This is a genomic window from Arthrobacter sp. Cr_A7, from assembly GCF_029222765.1.
GTDB lineage: Bacteria > Actinomycetota > Actinomycetes > Actinomycetales > Micrococcaceae > Arthrobacter.
The window spans coordinates 26,289-45,624 of sequence record NZ_JARHXQ010000039.1; the positions used below are offsets into that span (position 1 = coordinate 26,289).

Genomic DNA, 19,336 nt, shown 5'->3' on the forward strand with positions numbered 1-19,336 from the left:
TCAGCCCTGGGTCAGCAAGTGGTTGGGGAGCCGGTTGCCCGGCGCCGTACCCCTGATCTCGAGAAGTTCCCGCGCGTGGGCGTGCAGCCTCTTATCCTCGTCGCTGACAGGCACCCAGGCGGGAATCGGCACTGAGTTGCCTTCGTCGTCGCGCGCCACCATCACGGTGAGGCAGTACGTCGTGAGGTTGAGCCCGCCGCCCTGGGGGTCGCCGGAGCGGACGTGTACCGCAATGTGCATACCCTTGGTTCCGGTGTACACGAGGCGGGCCTCCACCTCCACCACGTGCCCGATCAGCAGGGGCCGGTAGAAACGGACTCCGCCCGAGAACACCGCCACGGTGTCCCGGCCGCAGTAGCGGGTGGCACAAACGTAGGCGGCTTCATCGATCCACTTCATGACGATTCCGCCGTGGACCTTGCCTCCCCAGTTCACGTCAGTGGGCGCGGCCATGAATCGGAGCGTCACGCGCTCTGCCGTACCGGCATCGGTATATTCCTGCCGGTTCATCGCTTCGACGATCTGCTCGCGGACCTTGATCCGGGCCAGGGCGTGGTCCCGCTGCTCAATCTCTTTGGGCGTGACGGGCTCGAACTGCTGCACGGGGATCGGTTTGCCATCCTCTCCGACAGCCACGAAGATGACTATGCACTGGCTGCGCATGGTGGCCGCGCCGCCCTTGGGATCTCCCGAGGACACAACAGTCCGGATGTGCATGGAAGACCGCCCGGTGTACACGATGGTCGCCTCCACCTCCACCATGTCGCCGCTGTTCACTGGATCCGCAAAGTGGATGTTCCCCACATAGGCCGTGACGCAATAGGACTTCGCCCAGCCCACGGCCGCCGCATAAGCCGCCTTGTCCACCCACTCCAGGACCGTGCCGGCGTCCACCGACCCGCTGTGGCCCACGTCCATCGGCGCGGCCAGGAAGCGGAGGGTTACGGAATTCGGGGTGCCGGTGGACGTCATGCTGTGATCATACTGACGCCCCCGGTTACCCGCCGGTCGCCCCGGCAAAGTGACAAACAGAACTGCCCCGCCCGCCGAATCGGCGGACGGGGCAGGTCGGTGTTAATCGGGACTAGCCGGCGCGGGTGTAGACAATGTCCGGCTGGGCAGGAAGCTCCATGCCTTCCCCGATGAAGAAGCCCGGGTGCGGCGGCTGGTTGTAGGAGATGTTCTCCCGTGCCACGGAGAGGCGGTACACCGGATCGTGCATCAGCGTCCGCAGGCGGACGTCAGTACCGGAAGAGGTGGTGTAAATCCGCAGTTCGGTGCTGTCTGCTGACGGCCAGGCGATCTCTTCCCGCCAGTCACCCAGCAAGTCGGCCTGGATGGCCGGGTTGCCCTTGGTGCTGTTGTTGGTCTTGGCACCGGTTGCTGTCAGCAGCCGGTCGCTGGACTCCGTCCCCCAGTTCCACTTGGCGATGCTGGGGGTACCTGTGTTGGTGGTGGCATCCCAGTCGTGGTCGACGATTTCGCGCAGCAGGTCGCCGTCCCACCAGGCCAGGAAGTTCGCGGCGGGAATCTTTTCCGCGATCAGCTCACCCTTGGCGGACCGGAGCTGACCGACGGGGGAGTTCCAGGCGGCGTCTCCGCCGATGGCCCAGCCTTCGGCACCCGGGTGGCGGGGGTCGATGTCTCCGGCAGCAGCGCGTCCCGTGTCCTTGGTGGCCGGGATGCTCCAGAGCACTTCACCTGTCCGTGAATCCCGGAACGTAGCGCCCTTGTTGCCGCTTGAGCCCATATCCTCGTGGGCGGCGAAGGTCTCCAGTCCCGGCCGGGACGGATCGAGATCGCTGGTGTGGATCGCGTCGCCGTGGCCCAGGCCCGTGCTGTAGAGCGCTTTGCCGTTGTCGTCGATGGTCATGGATCCGAAGACGAACTCGTCCTTGCCGTCGGCGTCCACATCCGCGACGGACAGGTTGTGGTTGCCCTGGCCCCGGTACTGCGATCCGCTGATGTCCGAGTCGAACGTCCAGCGCTTGACCAGCTTGCCGCCGGAGAGGTCGTACGTGACCAGGACGGCGCGGGTGTAGTAGCCGCGGCTGAACATCATGGACGGACGCTCGCCGTCGAGGTAGGCCACGGCTCCCAGGAACCGGTCCACACGGTTGCCGTAGGTGTCACCCCAGGCCCCCACGTCTCCCCGCGGCGGCTCATACGCCACGGTGTCCATGACGGTGCCGGTGGCGCCGTGGAAGACGGTGATGAACTCGGGCCCGGTCAGCACGTAGCCGCTGCTGTTCCGGTAATCGGCCCCGGCGTTCCCGATGACGGAGCCGGCACCGTCCCGCGTTCCGTCCGCCGTCTTCATGGCAACCTCGGCCTTGCCGTCGCCGTCGAAGTCGTAGGCCAGCAGCTGGGTGTAGTGGGCGCCCGCACGGATGTTCGGGCCCATGTTGATCCGCCAGAGTTTGGTGCCGTCCATCCGGTAGGCGTCCACGTAGACAAGGCCGGTGTAGCCCGCCTGGGAGTTGTCCTTGGCGTTGGACGGGGACCACATCTGGAGGATTTCGTAGGTGCCGTCGCCGTCAAGGTCGGCGACGCTCGCGTCACCCGCCGAGTAGCTGTAGGGCTGCCCGTCCTTGGTGTAGTCGTCCGCCGGCTTGTCCAGCTTCACGGACAGGTAGCCCTGGGCCAGCGGCGTGAACTCGCCCGTGAGCTGTTCCCCGCCGTTACCCACGCTCTTGATGACGTAGCGGGAGGCAGCTGTGCCCGAGGGGTCCAGGAAGGTGGTGCTGTTGCGGATGGGCTCGTCGGTGAGCTGCACGCCGTCGCGGATCACGTGGAAGCCCACCTGCTCCGGGTCCAGGCCCAGCATGCGCCAGCCAACGCGCACTCCGCCGTCCGTCAGAAGTGCCACGGGTGCCCGGTCAAGCTGCTCCATCTGCCGGTTGACCACGGTGACTTTTTCCGTTCCCACAACGTGTGAAGGCGCGGATTCACCGCCCTTGTTCACGGTGGTGACGCGGTAGTAGTACTTGATGGTGGTCAGGACCGTGTAGTCGGTGTAGTTCACCTCGGTGGCCCGGCCAACGTATTCGAACGGGCCGTCAGGTGAGGTGGAACGGTAGACCTGGTAGGCGGCGGCGTTGGCCACCTTCTGCCATTTCAAGGTCACGCTGGTCTTCTCCACTGCCTTGATGTCCACTTTGGTTGTGGGCGCGGGGACGGGCGTGCCGGGGTCCACAAGGGCGGTCTCCAGCGTGTTGGAGGGGACCGATTCGAGGCCGGTGCTGTCCACGGCGGTGACGAAGTACTTGTAGGCCAGTCCGGCGAAGGCAGTGGTGTCCTGGAACGCAGGGGCGGCCACGTTTTCCGCGATGACCTGGGGTTCGGACTCGAAGGACGCCTGGCGGAAGACCTTGTAGCTGGCGGCATCGGCCACGGCATCCCAGGCCAGGTCGACGGCAGGGGGTTCGGCCGCCGCGTTGACCGCTGTGGTGTGCAGGTTCGTCGGGCCCACCAGCAGCGGGGTGACCTCCAGGCCGTTAAGCCGCTGGCCCGAGCCGCTGATGGCCAGGTTCAGCTGCCCGTCCGAGACCAGGACCTGGTTGATGATCTTGGTGGCGGAGGAGGCGCGGCTGGAGGAGACCTGGCCGAAGGGAATGCCTTCGGCGGCCACATCGGTCCGCGTGGAGCCGATCCAGTCGCTGTGGTACGTCTTCAGGGCATAGGTGCCGTTGGGCACGTCCAGCTGGAATTCAAAGCTCGAGCCGCTCAGGACGAAGTCGCGCAGCAGGTTGGTGGTGACGGCGCCGCGGTCCCGGTCGCTGAGGACCGAGATGTCCTTGAAGCCGAAGGCGCGTTCCGGGGTGTAGCCCATGGTCCGGTTCACCTCGGTGTAGCCGGGCTCGACGGGCGCGCCCACGGGGCCAAAGTCGAACTTGTACTTTGCCTGTTTCGTGGTCACGGACAGTGCGTCGCTGGGTTCGGAAAGACCCTTGCCGTTCATGGCCGCAACGCGGATACTGTACGCGGTGCCTTCGGCCAGTCCCGCCAGGTTGGCGGTGGGCACAGTTGCGGTGGTGGTGAGCTTGTAGGCGCTGTCCGGCTCGGATGCCAGCTTGCGGTACACCTTGTAGATGTCCGCACCCTCAACGGGCTGCCATTTCAGCAGTGCCCCCGCGTTGGAAACGCTGCCGGCCACGAGTCCCTGCGGCGTGGCGGGAACGGACGACGGCGGTGCGATTTCCTTGACGCGGGAGGCCAGCGGAACGCTGAGCTGCTTCACTCCGCCGGCCACCAGGCGGGCGATCTGGATGGCGCCGTATTCCTGGAAGTGCGTGTTGTCCACTGTTCCGGTGGGGCGGTTGGGGTAGACGCCGGCGTCGACGTGGAGGAACACGGACTTGGTGTCCTCCGGACCGATCGCGTCGTAGTAGGCGCGGCTCGAGGCGGAGAGGTCCACCAGGGCCACATTCTCCTCGGTGGCCAGTTCCTGCATCTTGGCTACGTACTCGGGGAAGCTCACCCGGAACTTGCCGGTGGCCTCGTCAAAGTCGCGGCGGCCCACGGGGGTGACCAGGATGGGGGTGGCACCGCGCTGCCGGGCACCATGGACGTAGGTCCGCAGGTACTCCTTGTAGTCCTCGGGGGAGGCGTAGCGGTCGTCCACGCCGATGGTGGCATCGTTGTGCCCGAACTGGACCATGAGGTAATCGCCGGGGTTGATGACCCGCAGGATCTCATCGAGCCGTCCCTGGCTAATGAAGTTCTTGGAGCTCCGGCCGCCGATGGCGTGGTTGCGGAAGGTCACCGCACCGTCGAAGTACCGGTCGATCATCTGGCCCCAGCCGGCCTGCGGTACGAAGCCGGGGTCGTAGGTTTGCACGGTTGAATCACCGGCCAGGTAGACGCCGGGATCGGTGGTGGCGGTACGGGGAGCCCGGGCGGAGATGACCAGTGAATTGATCTTGGCCGCTGTGCCGCTGAAATCGAGGTTCAGCTGGCCGTCCACCAGCGAGAGGGGGAATTCCATCTCCAGGTACTGGCCTGCCGGCTTGTCCGTGAGCTGGACTTTGGCCATCTTCTCGGCGGTGATGGCGATGTTGGTTGCTTCCGCAGCGTCGCCTGCTGTCAGCTTGACGGTGTAGTCGCCATTGGGCAGGTCAACCAGGAAGGTGCTGCCCTGGGCCTGGACGAAGTCCGAGCGGAGGGGGTCACCTGTGCCGCGGTCTGCTCCCGAGGTGACGGCGGTGTCGGTGAAGCCAAACTTCCCGGCTGCGGAGTATTGGCTGGCGGCGTCCACGTGCGTGTAGCCCTCAGCCGTCGAACCGGGGCCAAAATCAAACTTGAACCCGCTGCCCACGGGCGGCAGTGCGGTGGTGTCCGCGTGGACCGGCGGGAGGCCGGTCAAAGCGATCGCGGCAGAGGCAACAGCCGCGGTGGCAGCCTTGGTGCCCGAGGTAAGGATCCTGCGGCGCTGCGGCGGCCCTGCCTCGGGGCCTGGTTTTGCTTGCGGGGGTTTCTTCACGGACATCTCCTTCGATGAGCGGTGGTGAAGCGGCCCCGGCCTTACTTTGGAACGATTCAAAAGAAAAGCGCAGCAGTGCAGATGCGCGCGACGCAGGAGAAGGTTCCCGGAAGTGACCAGTTGAAGAAAGGCTGAGACCTGGGGTGCGGTGATGCAGCTCTCACTGCAACAGTCACAGGTTTACCAGCAGCAACAGCAGACAGGCAAGCGTTTTCCCAATCTTTCCTGCGCCTTTATGGTCCGGGCTGTTCCTCAATGTTCGATAGCTCGCCGCCTAAACGCCGACGGCGGCCAGGCACCCTAGGTGCCCAGCCGCCGTCGAGCGGGGTTTTCGTGGCCGTGGTTAGGCCAGGACTGCCAGCTTGGAGTTGCTGCGGCCAAACAGGGCGCGGTCCACGGAGACGCGGCCCGCGCCGGTGAGTGCCAGCGCGAATGCGGCAGCGGCCAGGAGCAGGACCAGTTCGTAGCCGCCGTTGGCGGCGAAGACGCCGGCTGAGGCGTGCACCAGGAACAGGGCGCCGAGCATATCCAGGGCCAGGAGGGCGGCAACCACCCGGGTGAGGATGCCCAGGATCAGGGCGATTCCGCCGGCCAGTTCCAGGACGGCGACGGCCGGGGCTGCAATCTCGGCGGCCGGCACGCCCATCTTGGCGAACGAGGCCTGGGTGCCTGCAATGGTCCACTCGTTAAACTTCTGCCAGCCGTGGGCGGCAAAGAGGAAGCCCAGGACGATGCGGAGGGCCGTGATGGCGGTAGTGGTAAGTCGGGACTGGTTCATGGAAGATCCACCGTTTCGGATTTTGGTCGGAGCTGGACAGGTGTGCAAGCAGGGACGGATCACAGCGGCTTGAGGTATCCAGTCTTCCGCACGAAAGGTTGAAGAGTCAACTAATCAGGCGGAACTGTGGGCTTTGTCATGTCCGGCCGCACGACCGGCGGGTGAATGTCACGGAAGGTTAAGCTGGCACGGTGCCGCAACAATCGCCCTCCCTTCCCGTGGAGTCCCGCAAGGGCCATGCCCGGGAAATACTCCGTCTCGCCGTCCCTGCTTTCGGGGCACTCGTGGCCGAGCCGCTGTTCCTGCTGGCGGATTCCGCCATCGTGGGGCATCTTGGCGTGGCACAACTGGCCGGCGTCGGACTGGCGTCCGCGGTGCTGCACACCGCCGTCGGGCTGATGGTCTTCCTCGCGTATTCCACCACCCCGGCCGTCGCCCGTGCCATTGGCGACGGGCAACTGGGCAAGGCCCTGGCGGCCGGGCGCGACGGCGTGTGGCTGGCACTGCTGCTCGGCGTGGGCCTTGCGGTTGCCGGCTTCGTGGCTGCCGAACCTTTGATTGGCCTGATGGGCGCGGAAGGCGAGGTGCGGGCCTTCGCCGTGGACTACCTGCGCTGGTCCATGCCCGGCCTGGTGGCCATGCTGCTCATCTTCGCCGGCACGGGCGTTCTCCGCGGACTGCAGGATACGCGGACCCCGCTGGTGGTGGCCACCGCCGGGTTCGGCCTGAACATCGTCCTGAACCTGTGGCTGGTCTACGGACTGGGCTGGTCTGTCACGGGCTCGGCGGTGGGAACCAGCGTGGCCCAGTGGGCAATGGCGGCGGTCTACCTCGTAATGGTGCGCCGCAACGCGGTCCGCCACGGCGTCAGCCTCCTGCCCAGCTGGCGGGGCATCCGCAGCATGACCCGCGTGGGGTCCTGGCTGATGCTGCGCACGCTCAACCTGCGCGCAGCCATCCTCGTGACCGTGCTGGTGGTTACCGCGCAGGGCGCAGTCAACCTCGCTGCCCACCAGCTCGCAATGACCATCTTTTCGTTCCTGGCCTTCGCACTGGATGCCCTGGCCATCGCCGCGCAGGCACTGATCGGCAAGGAACTGGGCGCCTCCAACGCGGGCAAGGCGCGCCTGCTCACCGGCACGATGATCCGCTGGGGAACCGGCTTTGGCGTGGTGACGGGCCTGCTGCTCGCCGCGGTGGCCCCCTGGGCAGGAGCCCTGTTCACGTCCGACCAGCAGGTCCAGTCCGTGTTGGCCGTCGCTTTATGGATCCTTGCGGCCGGGCAGCCAATCGCCGGCTACGTCTTTGTGCTGGACGGCGTGCTGATCGGCGCAGGTGATGCCAAGTACCTGGCCCTGGCGGGGCTGGTCAACCTTGCCGTGTATGCGCCGCTGCTCGCCGCTGTTGCCGTGTCCGGTGCCGCGGGCGCAGCGGGCCTGGGCTGGCTGTGGGCCGCTTTCGCGGTGGGCTATATGGCGGCCCGAGCCGTCACCCTCGGGGTGCGCGCGAGGTCAGACCGGTGGATGGTCCTGGGTTCGGCCTAGCGGTCCGCCCCACTAAACTGGACCGGTGACGCAACCAATAACACCCGCAGGCGCAGCAGCGGGAACTGCACCCCGGCCCGACCTGTGGAAGCCGGTGCTGCTCCGCTCGGCGGCGGCCCTCGTGTTTGGTGCAGTGACCATTTTCTGGCCATCGCCCTCCGTCGAGGTCATGGGCTGGGCCGGAGGACTGTACCTGCTGGCCACCGGCGTTGTTTCCCTTTGGGGCGCTCCCGCCACCGGGTTCGCCCGGGAATCCACGCCGGGCAAGCTGCTCTCCGCTGCGGGTTCAGTGCTCACGGGTGCAGGGTTCGCCCTGGTGCTGATGCACAGCGACCTGCTTTTTGGTGTCATAGCAGCCCTCGGCCTGGGCGTGGCCGGAGCCCTGGAGCTGTGGTGCGGCCTGCGGTTCCGCGGCCGGCACGTCCTGGCACGGGACTGGATTGCATCCGGCATCATTGGCTTGGGAACCGCCGCCGTCCTGCCCTTCTTCATCGACTTGGGTGCGCATGCCCTGCTCGGAGTGGCCGGTGGCGGGGCAATCATTTCGGGCGTCCTGTGGGTACTCTCCGGCCTGACGCTCAAGCACGATGCCCGGGGCGGGGCCGGGAAGCCGTAAACTAGGAAGGCGCGGTTCTACTCGCTGTAGAAAAATAGGGCCGGGCGAACCACCGCACTACGTAAACCAGGACGGCAGCGTGCCGCCTGCAGGGAGGATTCACTGTGGCAGACCAGCATCCAGGAAAACCGCGCAAGCTGCGGACCTCGGTGAAGGGGCCGCTGATGTTCTCCGCGTTCTGGGCCGTCGTCACCTTCGTGGCAGTCCTGATCTTTGCCTCCGGTGGCAGCGCCAAGACCCCGCGCTTCGACCTTGCCTTCACCGGCGCCGGCATTGCGTTCATCGTCACCCTGGTGATAGCGGCTATGCTGTCCATGAGCTACAAGGAAAATGCCGAGCACCTGGGCAAAGGCTCGGGCGTCAACCTCAGCTCGAAAAAGCCATCCCACGGCTTCGGCGCCCCTGGCGCACAGAATCCGCCCGCTTCCGAGGCCGGACCCGAGGGGCCCTCGGACCGCTGACCCGCCACCCTGAATGGCAGTACTGCTAGCCTGCTGCTGCCTGCCGCGCCCGGTAGGCAGCCACGTGCATCCGGTTGGCGCAATTACCGGTGTCGCAGTAACGCTTTGACCGGTTCCGGCTGAGGTCCAGAACGGCGGCGTCGCAGTCTTCGGCCTCGCATGTGCGCAGCCGGTCCATCTCCTTGCCGCGGATGACGTCCGCCAGCGCCATGGCCGCTTCCGTGCTCATCCGGTCTGCCAGCGGCGCCTCCGGCGTAGTGGCGTGCAGGTGCCAATCCCAGCGATCGTGCTTGACCAACTGGGGCAATGCGTTCGCCTCGCGCAGCAGCCGGTTCACCGTTTCCACCGCAGCATCTTCACTGGCGGTCCACACTGCCGCCAACTGGCGCCGAAGCTCCCGGACACTCGCGAGCTCCGCCTCGTCCCGGGTCCTGGAACCCGAAAAGCCTTCGGCGGCCAAAAAACTGTCCAGGTCCGCCTGTGCCGCAAGCTCTTCCCTGCCGTTCGCCGCGGAGTTGATCAGATTTACCACGGTGCGAAGTGCCACCTCAGTGTCAGGGGCAAAAACCATCTTGACTCCTTACAGTGCGGAAGCGTAATGTCATGACCATTACCCCACTTTACTCCTGACAGGAGGCGACGGTGCCTGCCGCCAACAACCACGCCCAGAACCGCCAAACGCCCACTGCCCGGCGGGGGTTCCTGGCATCCGGGCTGGGGGTGGCGCTGTTCTCCTCCGCCGTCTTCGGGCTTTCCGGCTCGTTCGCCAAGGCGCTGCTGGAAACCGGATGGACGCCGGGAGCCGCCGTGACGGCCCGGCTAACGGGCGCCGCGTTGATCCTCGCCATTCCGGCCATTCCCGCACTGCGGGGGCGCTGGCACCAGCTGCGGGACAACTGGGTGACCATCCTCCTGTTCGGACTGATCGGCGTGGCCGCATGCCAGTTGTTCTATTTCAATGCCGTGGCCCGTTTGTCCGTGGGCGTTGCCCTCCTCCTCGAGTACCTGGCACCCGTCATCATCGTGTTGTGGCTCTGGGCCGCCAGCCGGAAGCGTCCCCGGGCCCTCACCTTCGGGGGAACCCTGCTCTCCTTGGCCGGCCTGGTACTGGTCCTGGACCTTACCGGTGCGGTCAAGGTGGATCCGGTGGGCGTGCTCTGGGGCATTGCAGCGGCGGTCTGCCTGGCCATCTACTTCTTCATCACCGCGAAGGAAAACGACACCCTGCCGCCCATCGTGCTGGCCTCGGGGGGCCTGATGGCGGGTGCGGCCGTGATGTGGCTTGCCGCAGCCACCGGCCTGCTCCCCATGGCCTTCAGCGCCGCAGACACGAAACTCGGTCCCTGGACCACCCCGTGGTGGGCCCCGCTGGCCGGCCTGGTGGTGCTGGCGACGGTTTTGGCCTACGTCTCGGGCATCATGGCCGCGCGGGCGCTGGGTTCCAAGGTGGCGTCCTTCGTGTCGCTGACCGAAGTCCTCTTTGCCGTGATCTGGGCCTGGCTGCTGCTGGGGGAACTGCCGGGGGCTGTCCAGCTCCTGGGCGGCGTCCTCATTGTGGGCGGTGTCATCCTGGTCCGGCTTGACGAACTGCGGGCGCCGGTGCCGCCCCTGCGCGGTGCAGTCACAACCACGGCGAACAAGGAAGCCAGGACACAGGCGACGTCACCGCTGGAGCACGCCAACGACGTCGAACCCGTCCCCTAAGTGCCGCGCCGCGAGGGCCGGCCGGAGGGTTAAACCAGCAGGGCCGGACACCACACGGTGTCCGGCCCTGCCAAGTGTTTCCAACGCGAAGGCTAGCCCTGGGAGGCCTGGAACTGCTGGTCGGCGTTCTGCTTTGCCCGGTTGCTGGCTTCCTTGAGTGCTTCAGCAACCTGGTTCAGCCTGGTGGTGTGCTCGCCCCTCCACTGCTCCTTGAACTTGTCAGCATCCGGTCCCAGCCACTGTGTGTTGTCCAGAAGAGCGGTGAGATTGCTGCGCTGCGATTCGATGACGTCCGCGCCCTGCTGTAGCCTGCTGCCGAGCGTACGAAGCTGCTCAACGTCTGCACCCCAAATAGCCATCAGTTTCTCCTTGTGTGGTGAGTGGATCCGAACCAGGTCGGCATCCCCAGCGGCCCCCGGCTTGTCCGGAAGATCCATTGCCTAAAACCTACCCCGGCCGTCAAAACAGTGTCGATGGGCACCCCTGCCCATGCCGTGCTCCCCATGGCCAGGTGCCCGCATCCTGCGCAGGAGGGGTCGATCCCAGGCGCTCCAGAGCCTAGCATGGCCTTATGTGCCGGAATATCCGAACCCTCCATAACTTCGAGCCGCACGCCACTTCCGAGGAAGTGCACGCCGCAGCGCTGCAGTATGTGCGGAAAGTCAGCGGCAGCACCAAGCCTTCCAAGGCCAACCAGGAAGCCTTCGAGGAGGCGGTGCACGAGATCGCCCACATCACCCAGCACCTCCTGGAGTCCCTGGTCTCCCAGGCGCCTCCCAAGGACCGGGAAGCCGAGGCGGCCAAGGCCAAGGCCCGCGCCGCAGTGCGGTACGGCGCGGCCTGACTAGTTTTTCGCCGCCCGCTGCGGCTGTTTTCCGAAGCTGCGCAGCCTCAGTGAGTTGGCCACCACCAGGACGGAACTGGCTGCCATCGCGCCCCCGGCGATCATGGGGTTGAGCAGCCCCAGTGCGGCCACCGGGATGCCCACGGCGTTGTAGAAAAACGCCCAGAAAAGGTTGGTCTTGATGGTGGCCAGGGTCCTCCTGGACAGCTCGATGGCCTGGGCCACCTGCGCGAGGTCGTTGCCCATCACCGTCAGGTCCGCGGCCTCGATGGCCACGTCCGTTCCCGAACCCATGGCAATGCCGAGGTCCGCCTGGGCCAGGGCGGCAGCGTCATTCACGCCGTCACCGGCCATGGCCACGGTGGCGCCTTGGGCCTGCAGTGTGCGGACCGCCGCGACTTTCCCTTCGGGCAGGACACCGGCATGGATGTCCTTTGCATCGATGCCGACGGCGGCCGCCACCTGCGCGGCCACTGCGGCGTTGTCACCCGTCAGCAGGATGGGGCGCAGCCCCAGTTGCTTCAGCCTGGCCACCGCTGCGGCCGAGCCTTCCTTGATGGTGTCCCGCAGGCTGATGATGCCGGCAGGAGTCCCATCCACGGCAACCCAGATGGCGGTGGCGCCGGCGGATTCCGCTGCCGCCAGTACCGCCTGGTGACCACTGGCGGGCGTTATGCCGTTGTGCTGCAGCCACCCGGTCCTGCCGGCGGTCACCAGCTTCCCGCCCACGATTCCCGACACTCCGCCGCCCGGGGCGGAACGGAAGTCCTCCACGGGAGGCAGGAAACCGCCGTCGTTCGCTGCCTGTGCGGCCCTGGCTGCTGCCGCAATGGCGTGGGCCACGGGGTGCTCCGACGCCGATTCCACGGCTCCGGCCAGCCGGAGGACCTCATCTTCCCGGAAGCCCTCGAATGCCACCGTGGCATCAACGGCGAGGATGCCCGTGGTCACGGTCCCGGTCTTGTCCAGCAGGATGGTGTCCACGGACCGGGTGTCCTCGAGGACCTGCGGTCCCTTGATGAGGATGCCCAGCTGCGCACCCCGTCCCGTGCCCGTCAGCAGGCCCACGGGAGTGGCGAGCCCCAGGGCGCAGGGGCAGGCGATGACCAGGACGGCGACGGCGGCGGTGAACGCCGGGCGCAGCCCGTCCGCAAGGTCCGGGCCGGCCAGCAGGAGCCACAGCAGGAAGGTGGCCGCGGCGATGGCCAGGACCACCGGAACGAAGACGGCGCTGATGCGGTCGGCGAGGCGTGCGATGGGTGCCTTGCCGGTCTGCGCCTGGGACACGAGGCGTGCCATCTGCGCCAGGGTGGTTTCTGAGCCGACCCGTGTTGCCTTGACCAGCAGCCTGCCGGAGGTGTTGATGGTTGCGCCGGTCACGGGGCTGTCCGGTCCCACTTCCACCGGTACTGACTCACCTGTCACCAGGGACGCGTCCACCGCCGAATGCCCCTCGACCACCAGGCCGTCGGTTGCAATTTTTTCGCCGGGCCGCACCACCAGGACGTCACCCACCTGGAGCTGGTCCGCCGGGATTCGGTGTTCCATGCCGCCGCGCAGCACGGTGGCATCCTTGGCGCCCAGGTTGAGGAGGGCCTGCAGGGCGTCGCCTGCCTTCTGCTTGGCGGTGGCCTCCAGGTACCGGCCCAGCAGCAGGAAGGTGGTGACCACCGCCGCTACCTCGAAGTACAGGCCACCGGTCTCCATCCCCTCCATGCCCGGGTGTTCGGTCATGCGGGGATCCAGGAACAGCTGCCAGGCGGAGAATAGGTAAGCCGCGGCAACACCGATGGATACCAGCGTGTCCATGGTGGAGGCCAGGTGCCGCGCGTTGATGGCCGCTGCCCGGTGGAAGGGCCAGGCCGCCCACGTCACCACCGGCAGCGCCAGGGCAGCCGCCACCCAGCCCCAGTGCGGAAACTGGAATGCCGGGAACATGGAGACCAGGAACACGGGCACCGTCAGGACGGCAGCCAAAATCAGGCGGGGCCGGAGCCGTGCTGCAGCGGCGTGGGCCATGTGGTCCTCGGCGCCGCGATCGTGGTCACCGGCCGCGGTGCCACCGGCGACTTGCTCGGCATGCTCGCTCGTTCCTCGCTTAGACGCATGCTGCCGCAAGTCCCCGGTGTCCCCGCTCGTGGGCGGCGCGACGAGTGCATTGGCGTCGGGGCTGGTATTCCGGTCCGGATAGCTAGGCAGGTCACCGGAACTCCGGTTGGGGTACCGCGGGGGGCTGACTCTTGCCTTGTAGCCTGCCGCGTTGACCGTGTTAATCAGTTGCTCGTCCGTGATTCCTGGGGGCACGGTTACGTGGGCGGATTCCAGCGGGAGGTTGACTGAGGCCTGCACGCCGTCGAGTTTGCCGAGCTTCTTTTCCACGCGGTTGACGCAGGAGGCGCAGGTCATGCCCTCGATATCCAGCTCCACCACCCGGTTGCCCGGCGGGTGGAGCAGTTCCTGGGAACTCATGTCCGTTGTCCCGGGACCTTTCTAGGCTTCGTTGGCGACGACCAGGTAGCCGGCCTCTGCCACCGCCTCGCCGATTTCGGAGGGCGAAAGCTCTTGCGCGGACGTGATGGTGACGGTGGAGATACCGCCCGCATTGAGTTCGACGTCCACGGCTTCCACCCCCGCGAGGGCTTCGAGTTCTTCACTGACCGCCGAGATGCAGTGGCCGCAGGTCATTCCGGAGACGCTGACGGTTGTGGTGGTGGGGGAGGTGGTGCTCATGGCTGGCTCCTTTGGGTCTGGCCGGCGGTAGCCGGCGATGGCGTTGGGGGGGTAGCTGTCAGCGAAGCAGCCGGCCGATGGCGTCGGCAGCTTCCTTGACTTTGGCATCAATGGCTTCGGCGCGGGCGGCCGGGTCCGGTTCGGAGGCGGCACCCACCACGCAATGGCCGATGTGCTCTTCCACCAGGCCCAGGCTGACGGCGTGCAGGGCCTTGGTGACGGCGGAGACCTGGGTGAGGATGTCGATGCAGTATTTGTCCTCATCCACCATCCGGGCGATTCCCCGCACCTGGCCTTCAATGCGCTTCAGGCGCCGGAGGTAGGCCTCCTTGTTGCCGGTGTACCCGTGGTCCGGTGCGGAGTCCGCCTCGGGCGCGGCAACTGCTTCTTCCGTAGAGTTCATGTGTCCACGTTATACCCCTCGGGGGTATAACGGCAAGTACCCCTAGGGGGTATGCCGGGGGTCGCCGGTTGTGGGCACAAAAAAGCTCCGGAGTGCGTTATTGGGGGATACGCACTCCGGAGCAGCTTTTGGGCAAACGCGGGATCCACCTCAGGTGGATTTGGCCTGCTTGAATCAGCTTACTGGCTGGTAGCGCCCTCCGCCAGCACTGCGAATAACTACTTTCGCTTTATTATTCGAGGGCCTGAAAAGCGGTCCCGGCAGTGCTTAAGCCCGGTCCTCGTGGGCGGGCATTTTGTAGGGGACCACCAGTACCGGCCTGCTTTGGTGATGGCTCAGCCAGGCCCCCACCGATCCGTTCAGCGCTTCCGAGAGGCGATGGGAGAAGCCGCGTTCTGAAGTACCGACAATAATCATCGGCGCGTTGGTTTCCGCTGCCAACCGGCCCAATGCCCGGGCCGGATCGCCGGAAAGCGTGCGGAGCGTCCACTCCACGGTGCCGCTCCCGGACGGCACCTTTTCCACCGCGGCCTGTATGTCCGCCTTCAGTCCGGTTGTCAGGGCGCGGATGTCATCATCGTCAGCATCCGGGTGCAGGGAAAGCCGGTGTGCTGAGCGCGCCGGGTCCCATTCCACCAGATAGCTGGCTTCATCCACGTAGGCGCACACCAGCGGCGTGCCCAACCGGGCGGCGAGGACAGCCGCGGTCTGCAGGACCTCCGGGTGCTGCTTGGGCATGATCCCCACCAGTAGCGGGGCCGTGCCGCTGAATCGTTCGGATGTCATAGCCCATTGTCCGCCCGGTGACAGGCCCCTGAACAGGTACGGGACCTTGATTCCTTATGAAACCGCAGGTGAGGCCGTCACCACCATGTTCTTTCCCCACGGGTCCTTGGTGTAGCAGCTGATGAGGACCAGGCGGTTGGGCACGATGTCCCAGACAGGACTGTCCTTCAGGCTGGACTTCAGGTACGTCGTGACGTTCTCCACCTGGTAGGTCATGGTTCCGGCCGTGGTGTCGACGTCGAAGCGGTGGCCCACCGCGGCGGCGGAACTCAGGTGGTTAAAAGGCGCCTCGGCGCCATCCCAACTATGGCCGATCACATAGGTTGTGTTGGCCGACCCGGCTCCGGGCATCCCGAACGGTGTAAGCCAGTAACCGTCCTTCGTCTCGGGCGGCACAATCGTTTGGCTCGCCTGTGCGGCACTGTCAGGTTGCAAAGGGTGCACCGGCACATCGAAGCCCGCAGACGGATAGCGGATGCGTACCGGGGCTGCCGCCGCTGGAAGGGCCGGCTCCTGCACAGGCGGTACCGCCGTCGTGCCTTCCGCCGGCGTCGCGGGAGCAACCGGGGCAGCAACCGTTCCTTCCGGCGGGTCGGTTACCGCGATGGGCGCCGGCTCCAAAGACTGAACGTCGGCGGCAGTGGGTGCTGAGGTGCCGACGGCGGCCGGTTGGGTCAGCTGGAGCAGCGGCCCGCCGAACGTGATGGACAGGAAGGCAAGGACGCCGCACAGCAGGATGGCGAGGTCGCCTCGGTTCCAGCGGCGCCAGCGGGGCCGGACCTGGGCGGAGTGCCGGCTGCGTTCCCGGGACATTGGGCTCCTCATCGCTGTTCTCGGAATGAAAAGGAAGGAAGGCGTCCCGCCGGGCACTGGCGGAACGCCTTCCTTGTCAGGTGGCCGCTGGTTGCGGCACGGGCGGCGTCAGTTCGCCATGGAGGAGCCGGAACGGCGGCGCAATGCCACAGCCGCTCCCGCCGCCATCAGCGCACCGAGCCCGCCAAGCCAGGCAGGGGAGCTTTCAGCGCCGCCGACCGCAGTCTGGGCGTTGTACCCCTGGTTGGTTCCGAGGCTGTTGGTTGCGGTTGCCGCAGCACCAGCCCGCGGGGCTGCCTGCGGCGCGGCGGCGGCCGGCTGCGCGGGAACCACCACGGCACCGGACGCAGGCGCGGCAGCAGCCGGAGGATTTACAATCGGAGCGGCTGCGGGCGGTTCAACGACGACGGCCGGCACCTCAACAGGCGGATCCACCACCGGCGCGGCTGCGGGCGGTTCAACGACGACGGGCGGCTGCTCGACGACGATCGGCGGCACCACCACAGGAGGCACAACGGGCGGCACGACGACCGGAGGCACTACGACGGCGGCGGCAACGCAACCGCCGGCATGGATTGCGATCCCGGCAGCGTCCCAGTTCTGTCCGCCCCGCAGGTGCTCGTTAGGCGGGATGATGTCATCGCCGTGGCGATCGTGGCCATGGAGTCCGGAATCGTCAATGCTGTTGGAGGTGTAACCGCCCCCTGCTTTCGCGTGACAAAGGCTGACGTTGTCGGATGCTGCCATGGCAGGGGCGGTCAGGCCGACCAGCCCCAGCCCCAACACCCCCGCAGTGATGATGGTGCGTTTCATAATTCTTCTCCCCAGTGTGATGTGAAACGGACCATGTTGAGGAGGGCCAGCGGTGACGCCGATGCCCCAGCACACGGTCAGCTTGCTTGAGGTTTCAGGCTAGAAGCGACGGCGGGGGCCGGTCGCCAGTAGGTGGTACTCGTCTTTTGCGTGCGTCCGGAGGCCCGGTTACTTGTGAATACCCGAACATTGGCCCGGGCTACTTGCCGGACAGGATGAGCCTTGTCCACGAAAAGCGCCGCGCCTAACGTTGAAGCAAACGAAAGGGTGCGTGGACGTCGTGGAAATCTACATGTGGTGGCTGGACCTGGATCTTGAGACCAAGGAATGGCTGCGGGAGAACCTTCGTGCGGAGGAACTGCCGCTGCCGGTGCTGCAGGGTATCGCCGAAGCGGGCGGGCCCCACCCGGACAATCCGGCAGCGGTGCTGACGGAGGATGACTGGGACTTCATCGAGACGCAGTCGGAGTTCGTGGACTAGCAAAAGTCGTTGCGGGCAGCCCACCGCGGTGGTTGCATGGGGGCATGGCAACCGCAGAGAGTTTTGTCTTAGCGATCGGCACCAAAAAAGGGCTGTGGCTGGCCACCAGCCAGGACAGGCGCGACTGGTCGTTTACCGGCCCGCATTTCCTCATGAGCGAGGTTCCCAGCATCGGGATTGACACCAGGGACGGCCGAACCCGGATCATGGTGGGCGTCCGGAACGAGCATTGGGGTCCCACCGTTGCACACTCCGATGATCTCGGTGCCACCTGGTCCGAGCCGGAACAGGGCGCCATCAAATTTCCGGAGGACACCGGCGCCGCGCTGGAGCGCATCTGGCAGATTTATCCCGATGCCGATTCCCGTCCGGGAGTGGTGTGGGCAGGAGCGGAACCCATCTCCGTGTGGAAATCCACGGACGGCGGCGAACACTTCGAACTGAACCGGGGCCTGTGGGACCATCCGCACCGCAGCGAATGGGGTGCAGGCTACGGCGGTGCGGCCGCCCACTCCATCGTGGTCCACCCGGCCGGGGAAACGGTCCACGTGGCCATGAGCACCGGCGGCGTGTACCGCTCGCTCGACGGCGGCACCTCCTGGGAGGCACGCAACAAGGGGATCTCCGCCTACTTCATGCCGGACCCCAATCCCGAGTTCGGCCAATGCGTCCACAAGATCGCGGCGGACCATGCGGTGGACGGACGCCTGTACGCGCAGAACCACCACGGCGTGTACCGCACGGACGACAATGCGGACACCTGGACCTCGATAGCCGACGGGCTGCCGGCTGACTTCGGCTTTGTGATGCTGACCCATCCCCGCCGCGAGGGAACGGCCTGGGTTGTGCCGCTGAAAGCAGACGGGGAACGCATTCCCCCCGACGGCGAACTCGCCGTCCACCGCACGGATGACGCCGGATCCACCTGGACTCGGCTGTCCTCCGGGCTGCCCGCGGCGGAGTACAACAGCGTGTTGCGCGACGCTGCCTCCGTAGACACGGCGGAGCCTGCCGGCGTGTACTTCGGCACGCGCGGCGGCAGCGTCTACGCAAGTGCTGACGAGGGCGAAACGTTCAGGGAAGTGGCAGCCCACCTGCCGGACGTTCTCTGCGTGCGGGCCGCAGCGGTGGCCGGTGACTGACATCACGGTGGTGCTTCCCGGCGTCCTGCAGCCACTGGCCGGCGGGCAGTCCGTACTGACTGCGCCCGCCGACGGGCCGATGACGGTGGAAAAGCTGCTGGATTCCGTGACCTCCGGCTACGCGGTGCTTGCCAGGCGGCTGCGCGACGAAACCGGCGCACTGCGCCGCTTCGTCAATGTTTACGTGGACGGCGATGAGGTGCGGCGGCTGCGGGGGCTGGACACCGAGGTAGTGCCGGGCCAGGAGGTGCTGATCATCCAGTCGGTGGCCGGCGGCTGAGCGTCACTCCGCCGCGGTTGCGGGCAGTCCTTACTGACTGCGCCCGCCTCCGCGGTGTGTAGTGCCCCGGAAAGGTTTAAAGGCGGCCGGCCTCAGGCGACCCGCCACACGCTGCATTCGTCCGTATTGATCGCTTTCCGCAGGCCCGTGACCCGGTCCATGATCCAGACGACGCCGATGCCCGGCGCCGTTTCCTGGACGCTGCCGCGGCGGATCACCACATCGTCGTAGGAAGGCCCAACGGAAAGGCGGGCTTCGATTTCATCACCGCGGTGGAGCTGGTCCAACGCGCGGACTCTGGTTACATGCGTGGTCGCTTTCTTCATCATGGCGGGCCTCCTGGCTGGGGCTGGTGCCGGCTCTTGCCTGCACTACCAGTGTGGCCGGGCAATGTTGCGTGCTGGTTTCCCCGCGGTTAGGTACCGGTTAGTTCTTCGAACCGGCGGTGTTTCTCCGGCA

General features: G+C 66.4%; 20 protein-coding genes. 8 read left to right on the top strand and 12 right to left on the bottom strand.

Features of this window, described 5'->3' with window-relative positions; all coding sequences use genetic code 11:
• From P2Q66_RS02100 to P2Q66_RS02110, 3 genes are all read right to left on the bottom strand, one after another.
• Nucleotides 1-972 (bottom strand): acyl-CoA thioesterase, encoded by a 972-nt coding sequence (locus P2Q66_RS02100; RefSeq protein WP_275725222.1) that lies wholly within the window; start codon nucleotides 970-972, stop codon nucleotides 1-3.
• 112 nt (nucleotides 973-1,084) lie between these two features.
• Nucleotides 1,085-5,482, bottom strand: a complete 4,398-nt coding sequence (locus tag P2Q66_RS02105) for an SGNH/GDSL hydrolase family protein (protein WP_275725224.1) — start codon at nucleotides 5,480-5,482, stop codon at nucleotides 1,085-1,087.
• 343 nt (nucleotides 5,483-5,825) lie between these two features.
• A complete protein-coding gene (locus P2Q66_RS02110; protein WP_275725226.1) occupies nucleotides 5,826-6,260 on the bottom strand; it encodes a DoxX family protein in 435 nt (144 codons plus the stop codon).
• Nucleotides 6,261-6,451: 191 nt separating this feature from the next.
• On the opposite strand from P2Q66_RS02110, the gene P2Q66_RS02115 reads away from it, so the two are divergent.
• The 3 genes from P2Q66_RS02115 (at nucleotide 6,452) to P2Q66_RS02125 (ending at nucleotide 8,881) form a co-directional block, all read left to right on the top strand.
• Nucleotides 6,452-7,804 (top strand): MATE family efflux transporter, encoded by a 1,353-nt coding sequence (locus P2Q66_RS02115; RefSeq protein ID WP_275725227.1) that lies wholly within the window; start codon nucleotides 6,452-6,454, stop codon nucleotides 7,802-7,804.
• Nucleotides 7,805-7,829: 25 nt separating this feature from the next.
• Nucleotides 7,830-8,420 carry a DUF308 domain-containing protein gene (locus tag P2Q66_RS02120; RefSeq protein WP_275725229.1) on the top strand — a complete coding sequence of 197 codons (591 nt, stop codon included), beginning with the start codon at nucleotides 7,830-7,832 and terminating at the stop codon, nucleotides 8,418-8,420.
• Between the two features lie 104 nt (nucleotides 8,421-8,524).
• The gene (locus P2Q66_RS02125; RefSeq protein ID WP_079597895.1) at nucleotides 8,525-8,881 is read left to right on the top strand and encodes a hypothetical protein; all 357 of its coding nucleotides are present in this window, start codon (nucleotides 8,525-8,527) and stop codon (nucleotides 8,879-8,881) included.
• A gap of 25 nt (nucleotides 8,882-8,906) precedes the next feature.
• On the opposite strand, the gene P2Q66_RS02130 is transcribed toward P2Q66_RS02125, so the two are convergent.
• Nucleotides 8,907-9,452 (bottom strand): CGNR zinc finger domain-containing protein, encoded by a 546-nt coding sequence (locus P2Q66_RS02130; RefSeq protein ID WP_079597894.1) that lies wholly within the window; start codon nucleotides 9,450-9,452, stop codon nucleotides 8,907-8,909.
• A 71-nt stretch (nucleotides 9,453-9,523) separates the two neighbouring features.
• Here P2Q66_RS02130 and P2Q66_RS02135 point away from each other — a divergent pair, with 71 nt between their 5' ends.
• Nucleotides 9,524-10,585 carry an EamA family transporter gene (locus P2Q66_RS02135; protein WP_275725232.1) on the top strand — a complete coding sequence of 354 codons (1,062 nt, stop codon included), beginning with the start codon at nucleotides 9,524-9,526 and terminating at the stop codon, nucleotides 10,583-10,585.
• A 92-nt stretch (nucleotides 10,586-10,677) separates the two neighbouring features.
• Here P2Q66_RS02135 and P2Q66_RS02140 read toward each other — a convergent pair whose 3' ends face one another.
• Nucleotides 10,678-10,944 carry a WXG100 family type VII secretion target gene (locus P2Q66_RS02140; RefSeq protein ID WP_079597892.1) on the bottom strand — a complete coding sequence of 89 codons (267 nt, stop codon included), beginning with the start codon at nucleotides 10,942-10,944 and terminating at the stop codon, nucleotides 10,678-10,680.
• 212 nt (nucleotides 10,945-11,156) lie between these two features.
• On the opposite strand from P2Q66_RS02140, the gene P2Q66_RS02145 reads away from it, so the two are divergent.
• A complete protein-coding gene (locus P2Q66_RS02145) occupies nucleotides 11,157-11,429 on the top strand; it encodes a DUF2277 domain-containing protein (RefSeq protein WP_275725233.1) in 273 nt (90 codons plus the stop codon).
• Here P2Q66_RS02145 and P2Q66_RS02150 read toward each other — a convergent pair whose 3' ends face one another.
• The 6 genes from P2Q66_RS02150 to P2Q66_RS02175 all read right to left on the bottom strand — a co-directional run bounded on the left by P2Q66_RS02150 (nucleotide 11,430) and on the right by P2Q66_RS02175 (nucleotide 16,974).
• Nucleotides 11,430-13,898, bottom strand: a complete 2,469-nt coding sequence (locus P2Q66_RS02150) for a heavy metal translocating P-type ATPase (protein ID WP_275725234.1) — start codon at nucleotides 13,896-13,898, stop codon at nucleotides 11,430-11,432.
• Between the two features lie 21 nt (nucleotides 13,899-13,919).
• The gene (locus P2Q66_RS02155; RefSeq protein ID WP_115526069.1) at nucleotides 13,920-14,159 is read right to left on the bottom strand and encodes a cation transporter; all 240 of its coding nucleotides are present in this window, start codon (nucleotides 14,157-14,159) and stop codon (nucleotides 13,920-13,922) included.
• A 58-nt stretch (nucleotides 14,160-14,217) separates the two neighbouring features.
• Nucleotides 14,218-14,562: a metal-sensitive transcriptional regulator gene (locus P2Q66_RS02160; RefSeq protein WP_275725235.1), complete on the bottom strand. Its 345-nt coding sequence runs from the start codon at nucleotides 14,560-14,562 to the stop codon at nucleotides 14,218-14,220.
• Between the two features lie 267 nt (nucleotides 14,563-14,829).
• Nucleotides 14,830-15,348 (bottom strand): universal stress protein, encoded by a 519-nt coding sequence (locus P2Q66_RS02165; RefSeq protein ID WP_275725236.1) that lies wholly within the window; start codon nucleotides 15,346-15,348, stop codon nucleotides 14,830-14,832.
• A 54-nt stretch (nucleotides 15,349-15,402) separates the two neighbouring features.
• Nucleotides 15,403-16,161, bottom strand: a complete 759-nt coding sequence (locus P2Q66_RS02170; RefSeq protein ID WP_275725237.1) for a class F sortase — start codon at nucleotides 16,159-16,161, stop codon at nucleotides 15,403-15,405.
• A gap of 108 nt (nucleotides 16,162-16,269) precedes the next feature.
• Entirely contained in the window at nucleotides 16,270-16,974 is a 705-nt protein-coding gene (locus tag P2Q66_RS02175) for a hypothetical protein (protein WP_275725238.1), read from the bottom strand.
• A gap of 280 nt (nucleotides 16,975-17,254) precedes the next feature.
• Between P2Q66_RS02175 and P2Q66_RS02180 the strand changes: the two genes are divergently transcribed.
• Genes P2Q66_RS02180 through P2Q66_RS02190 form a run of 3 tightly spaced genes read left to right on the top strand, consistent with a single transcriptional unit; the run spans nucleotide 17,255 to nucleotide 18,877 of the window.
• On the top strand, nucleotides 17,255-17,455 hold the full coding sequence (locus P2Q66_RS02180) for a hypothetical protein (protein ID WP_079598089.1): 201 nt from the start codon (nucleotides 17,255-17,257) through the stop codon (nucleotides 17,453-17,455).
• 44 nt (nucleotides 17,456-17,499) lie between these two features.
• Complete coding sequence (locus P2Q66_RS02185; RefSeq protein WP_275725239.1) at nucleotides 17,500-18,597, top strand: exo-alpha-sialidase; 1,098 nt, start codon at nucleotides 17,500-17,502, stop codon at nucleotides 18,595-18,597.
• Complete coding sequence (locus tag P2Q66_RS02190; RefSeq protein WP_275725240.1) at nucleotides 18,590-18,877, top strand: MoaD/ThiS family protein; 288 nt, start codon at nucleotides 18,590-18,592, stop codon at nucleotides 18,875-18,877. The genes P2Q66_RS02185 and P2Q66_RS02190 overlap by 8 nt, the downstream gene beginning before the upstream one ends.
• A 92-nt stretch (nucleotides 18,878-18,969) precedes the next feature.
• On the opposite strand, the gene P2Q66_RS02195 is transcribed toward P2Q66_RS02190, so the two are convergent.
• The gene (locus tag P2Q66_RS02195; protein WP_079598073.1) at nucleotides 18,970-19,206 is read right to left on the bottom strand and encodes a hypothetical protein; all 237 of its coding nucleotides are present in this window, start codon (nucleotides 19,204-19,206) and stop codon (nucleotides 18,970-18,972) included.
• Between the last annotated feature and the right edge of the window lie 130 nt (nucleotides 19,207-19,336).

Bases quoted from the DNA above. Each gene is read 5' to 3' on its own strand.
- P2Q66_RS02140 (WP_079597892.1), bottom strand. From the start codon at position 10,944: ATGGCTATTTGGGGTGCAGACGTTGAGCAGCTTCGTACGCTCGGCAGC.
- P2Q66_RS02160 (WP_275725235.1), bottom strand. From the start codon at position 14,562: ATGAACTCTACGGAAGAAGCAGTTGCCGCGCCCGAGGCGGACTCCGCA.
- P2Q66_RS02150 (WP_275725234.1), bottom strand. From the start codon at position 13,898: ATGAGTTCCCAGGAACTGCTCCACCCGCCGGGCAACCGGGTGGTGGAG.
- P2Q66_RS02170 (WP_275725237.1), bottom strand. From the start codon at position 16,161: ATGTCCCGGGAACGCAGCCGGCACTCCGCCCAGGTCCGGCCCCGCTGG.
- P2Q66_RS02110 (WP_275725226.1), bottom strand. From the start codon at position 6,260: ATGAACCAGTCCCGACTTACCACTACCGCCATCACGGCCCTCCGCATC.
- P2Q66_RS02165 (WP_275725236.1), bottom strand. From the start codon at position 15,348: ATGACATCCGAACGATTCAGCGGCACGGCCCCGCTACTGGTGGGGATC.
- P2Q66_RS02155 (WP_115526069.1), bottom strand. From the start codon at position 14,159: ATGAGCACCACCTCCCCCACCACCACAACCGTCAGCGTCTCCGGAATG.
- P2Q66_RS02195 (WP_079598073.1), bottom strand. From the start codon at position 19,206: ATGATGAAGAAAGCGACCACGCATGTAACCAGAGTCCGCGCGTTGGAC.
- P2Q66_RS02175 (WP_275725238.1), bottom strand. From the start codon at position 16,974: ATGAAACGCACCATCATCACTGCGGGGGTGTTGGGGCTGGGGCTGGTC.
- P2Q66_RS02185 (WP_275725239.1), top strand. From the start codon at position 17,500: ATGGCAACCGCAGAGAGTTTTGTCTTAGCGATCGGCACCAAAAAAGGG.
- P2Q66_RS02145 (WP_275725233.1), top strand. From the start codon at position 11,157: ATGTGCCGGAATATCCGAACCCTCCATAACTTCGAGCCGCACGCCACT.
- P2Q66_RS02130 (WP_079597894.1), bottom strand. From the start codon at position 9,452: ATGGTTTTTGCCCCTGACACTGAGGTGGCACTTCGCACCGTGGTAAAT.
- P2Q66_RS02100 (WP_275725222.1), bottom strand. From the start codon at position 972: ATGACGTCCACCGGCACCCCGAATTCCGTAACCCTCCGCTTCCTGGCC.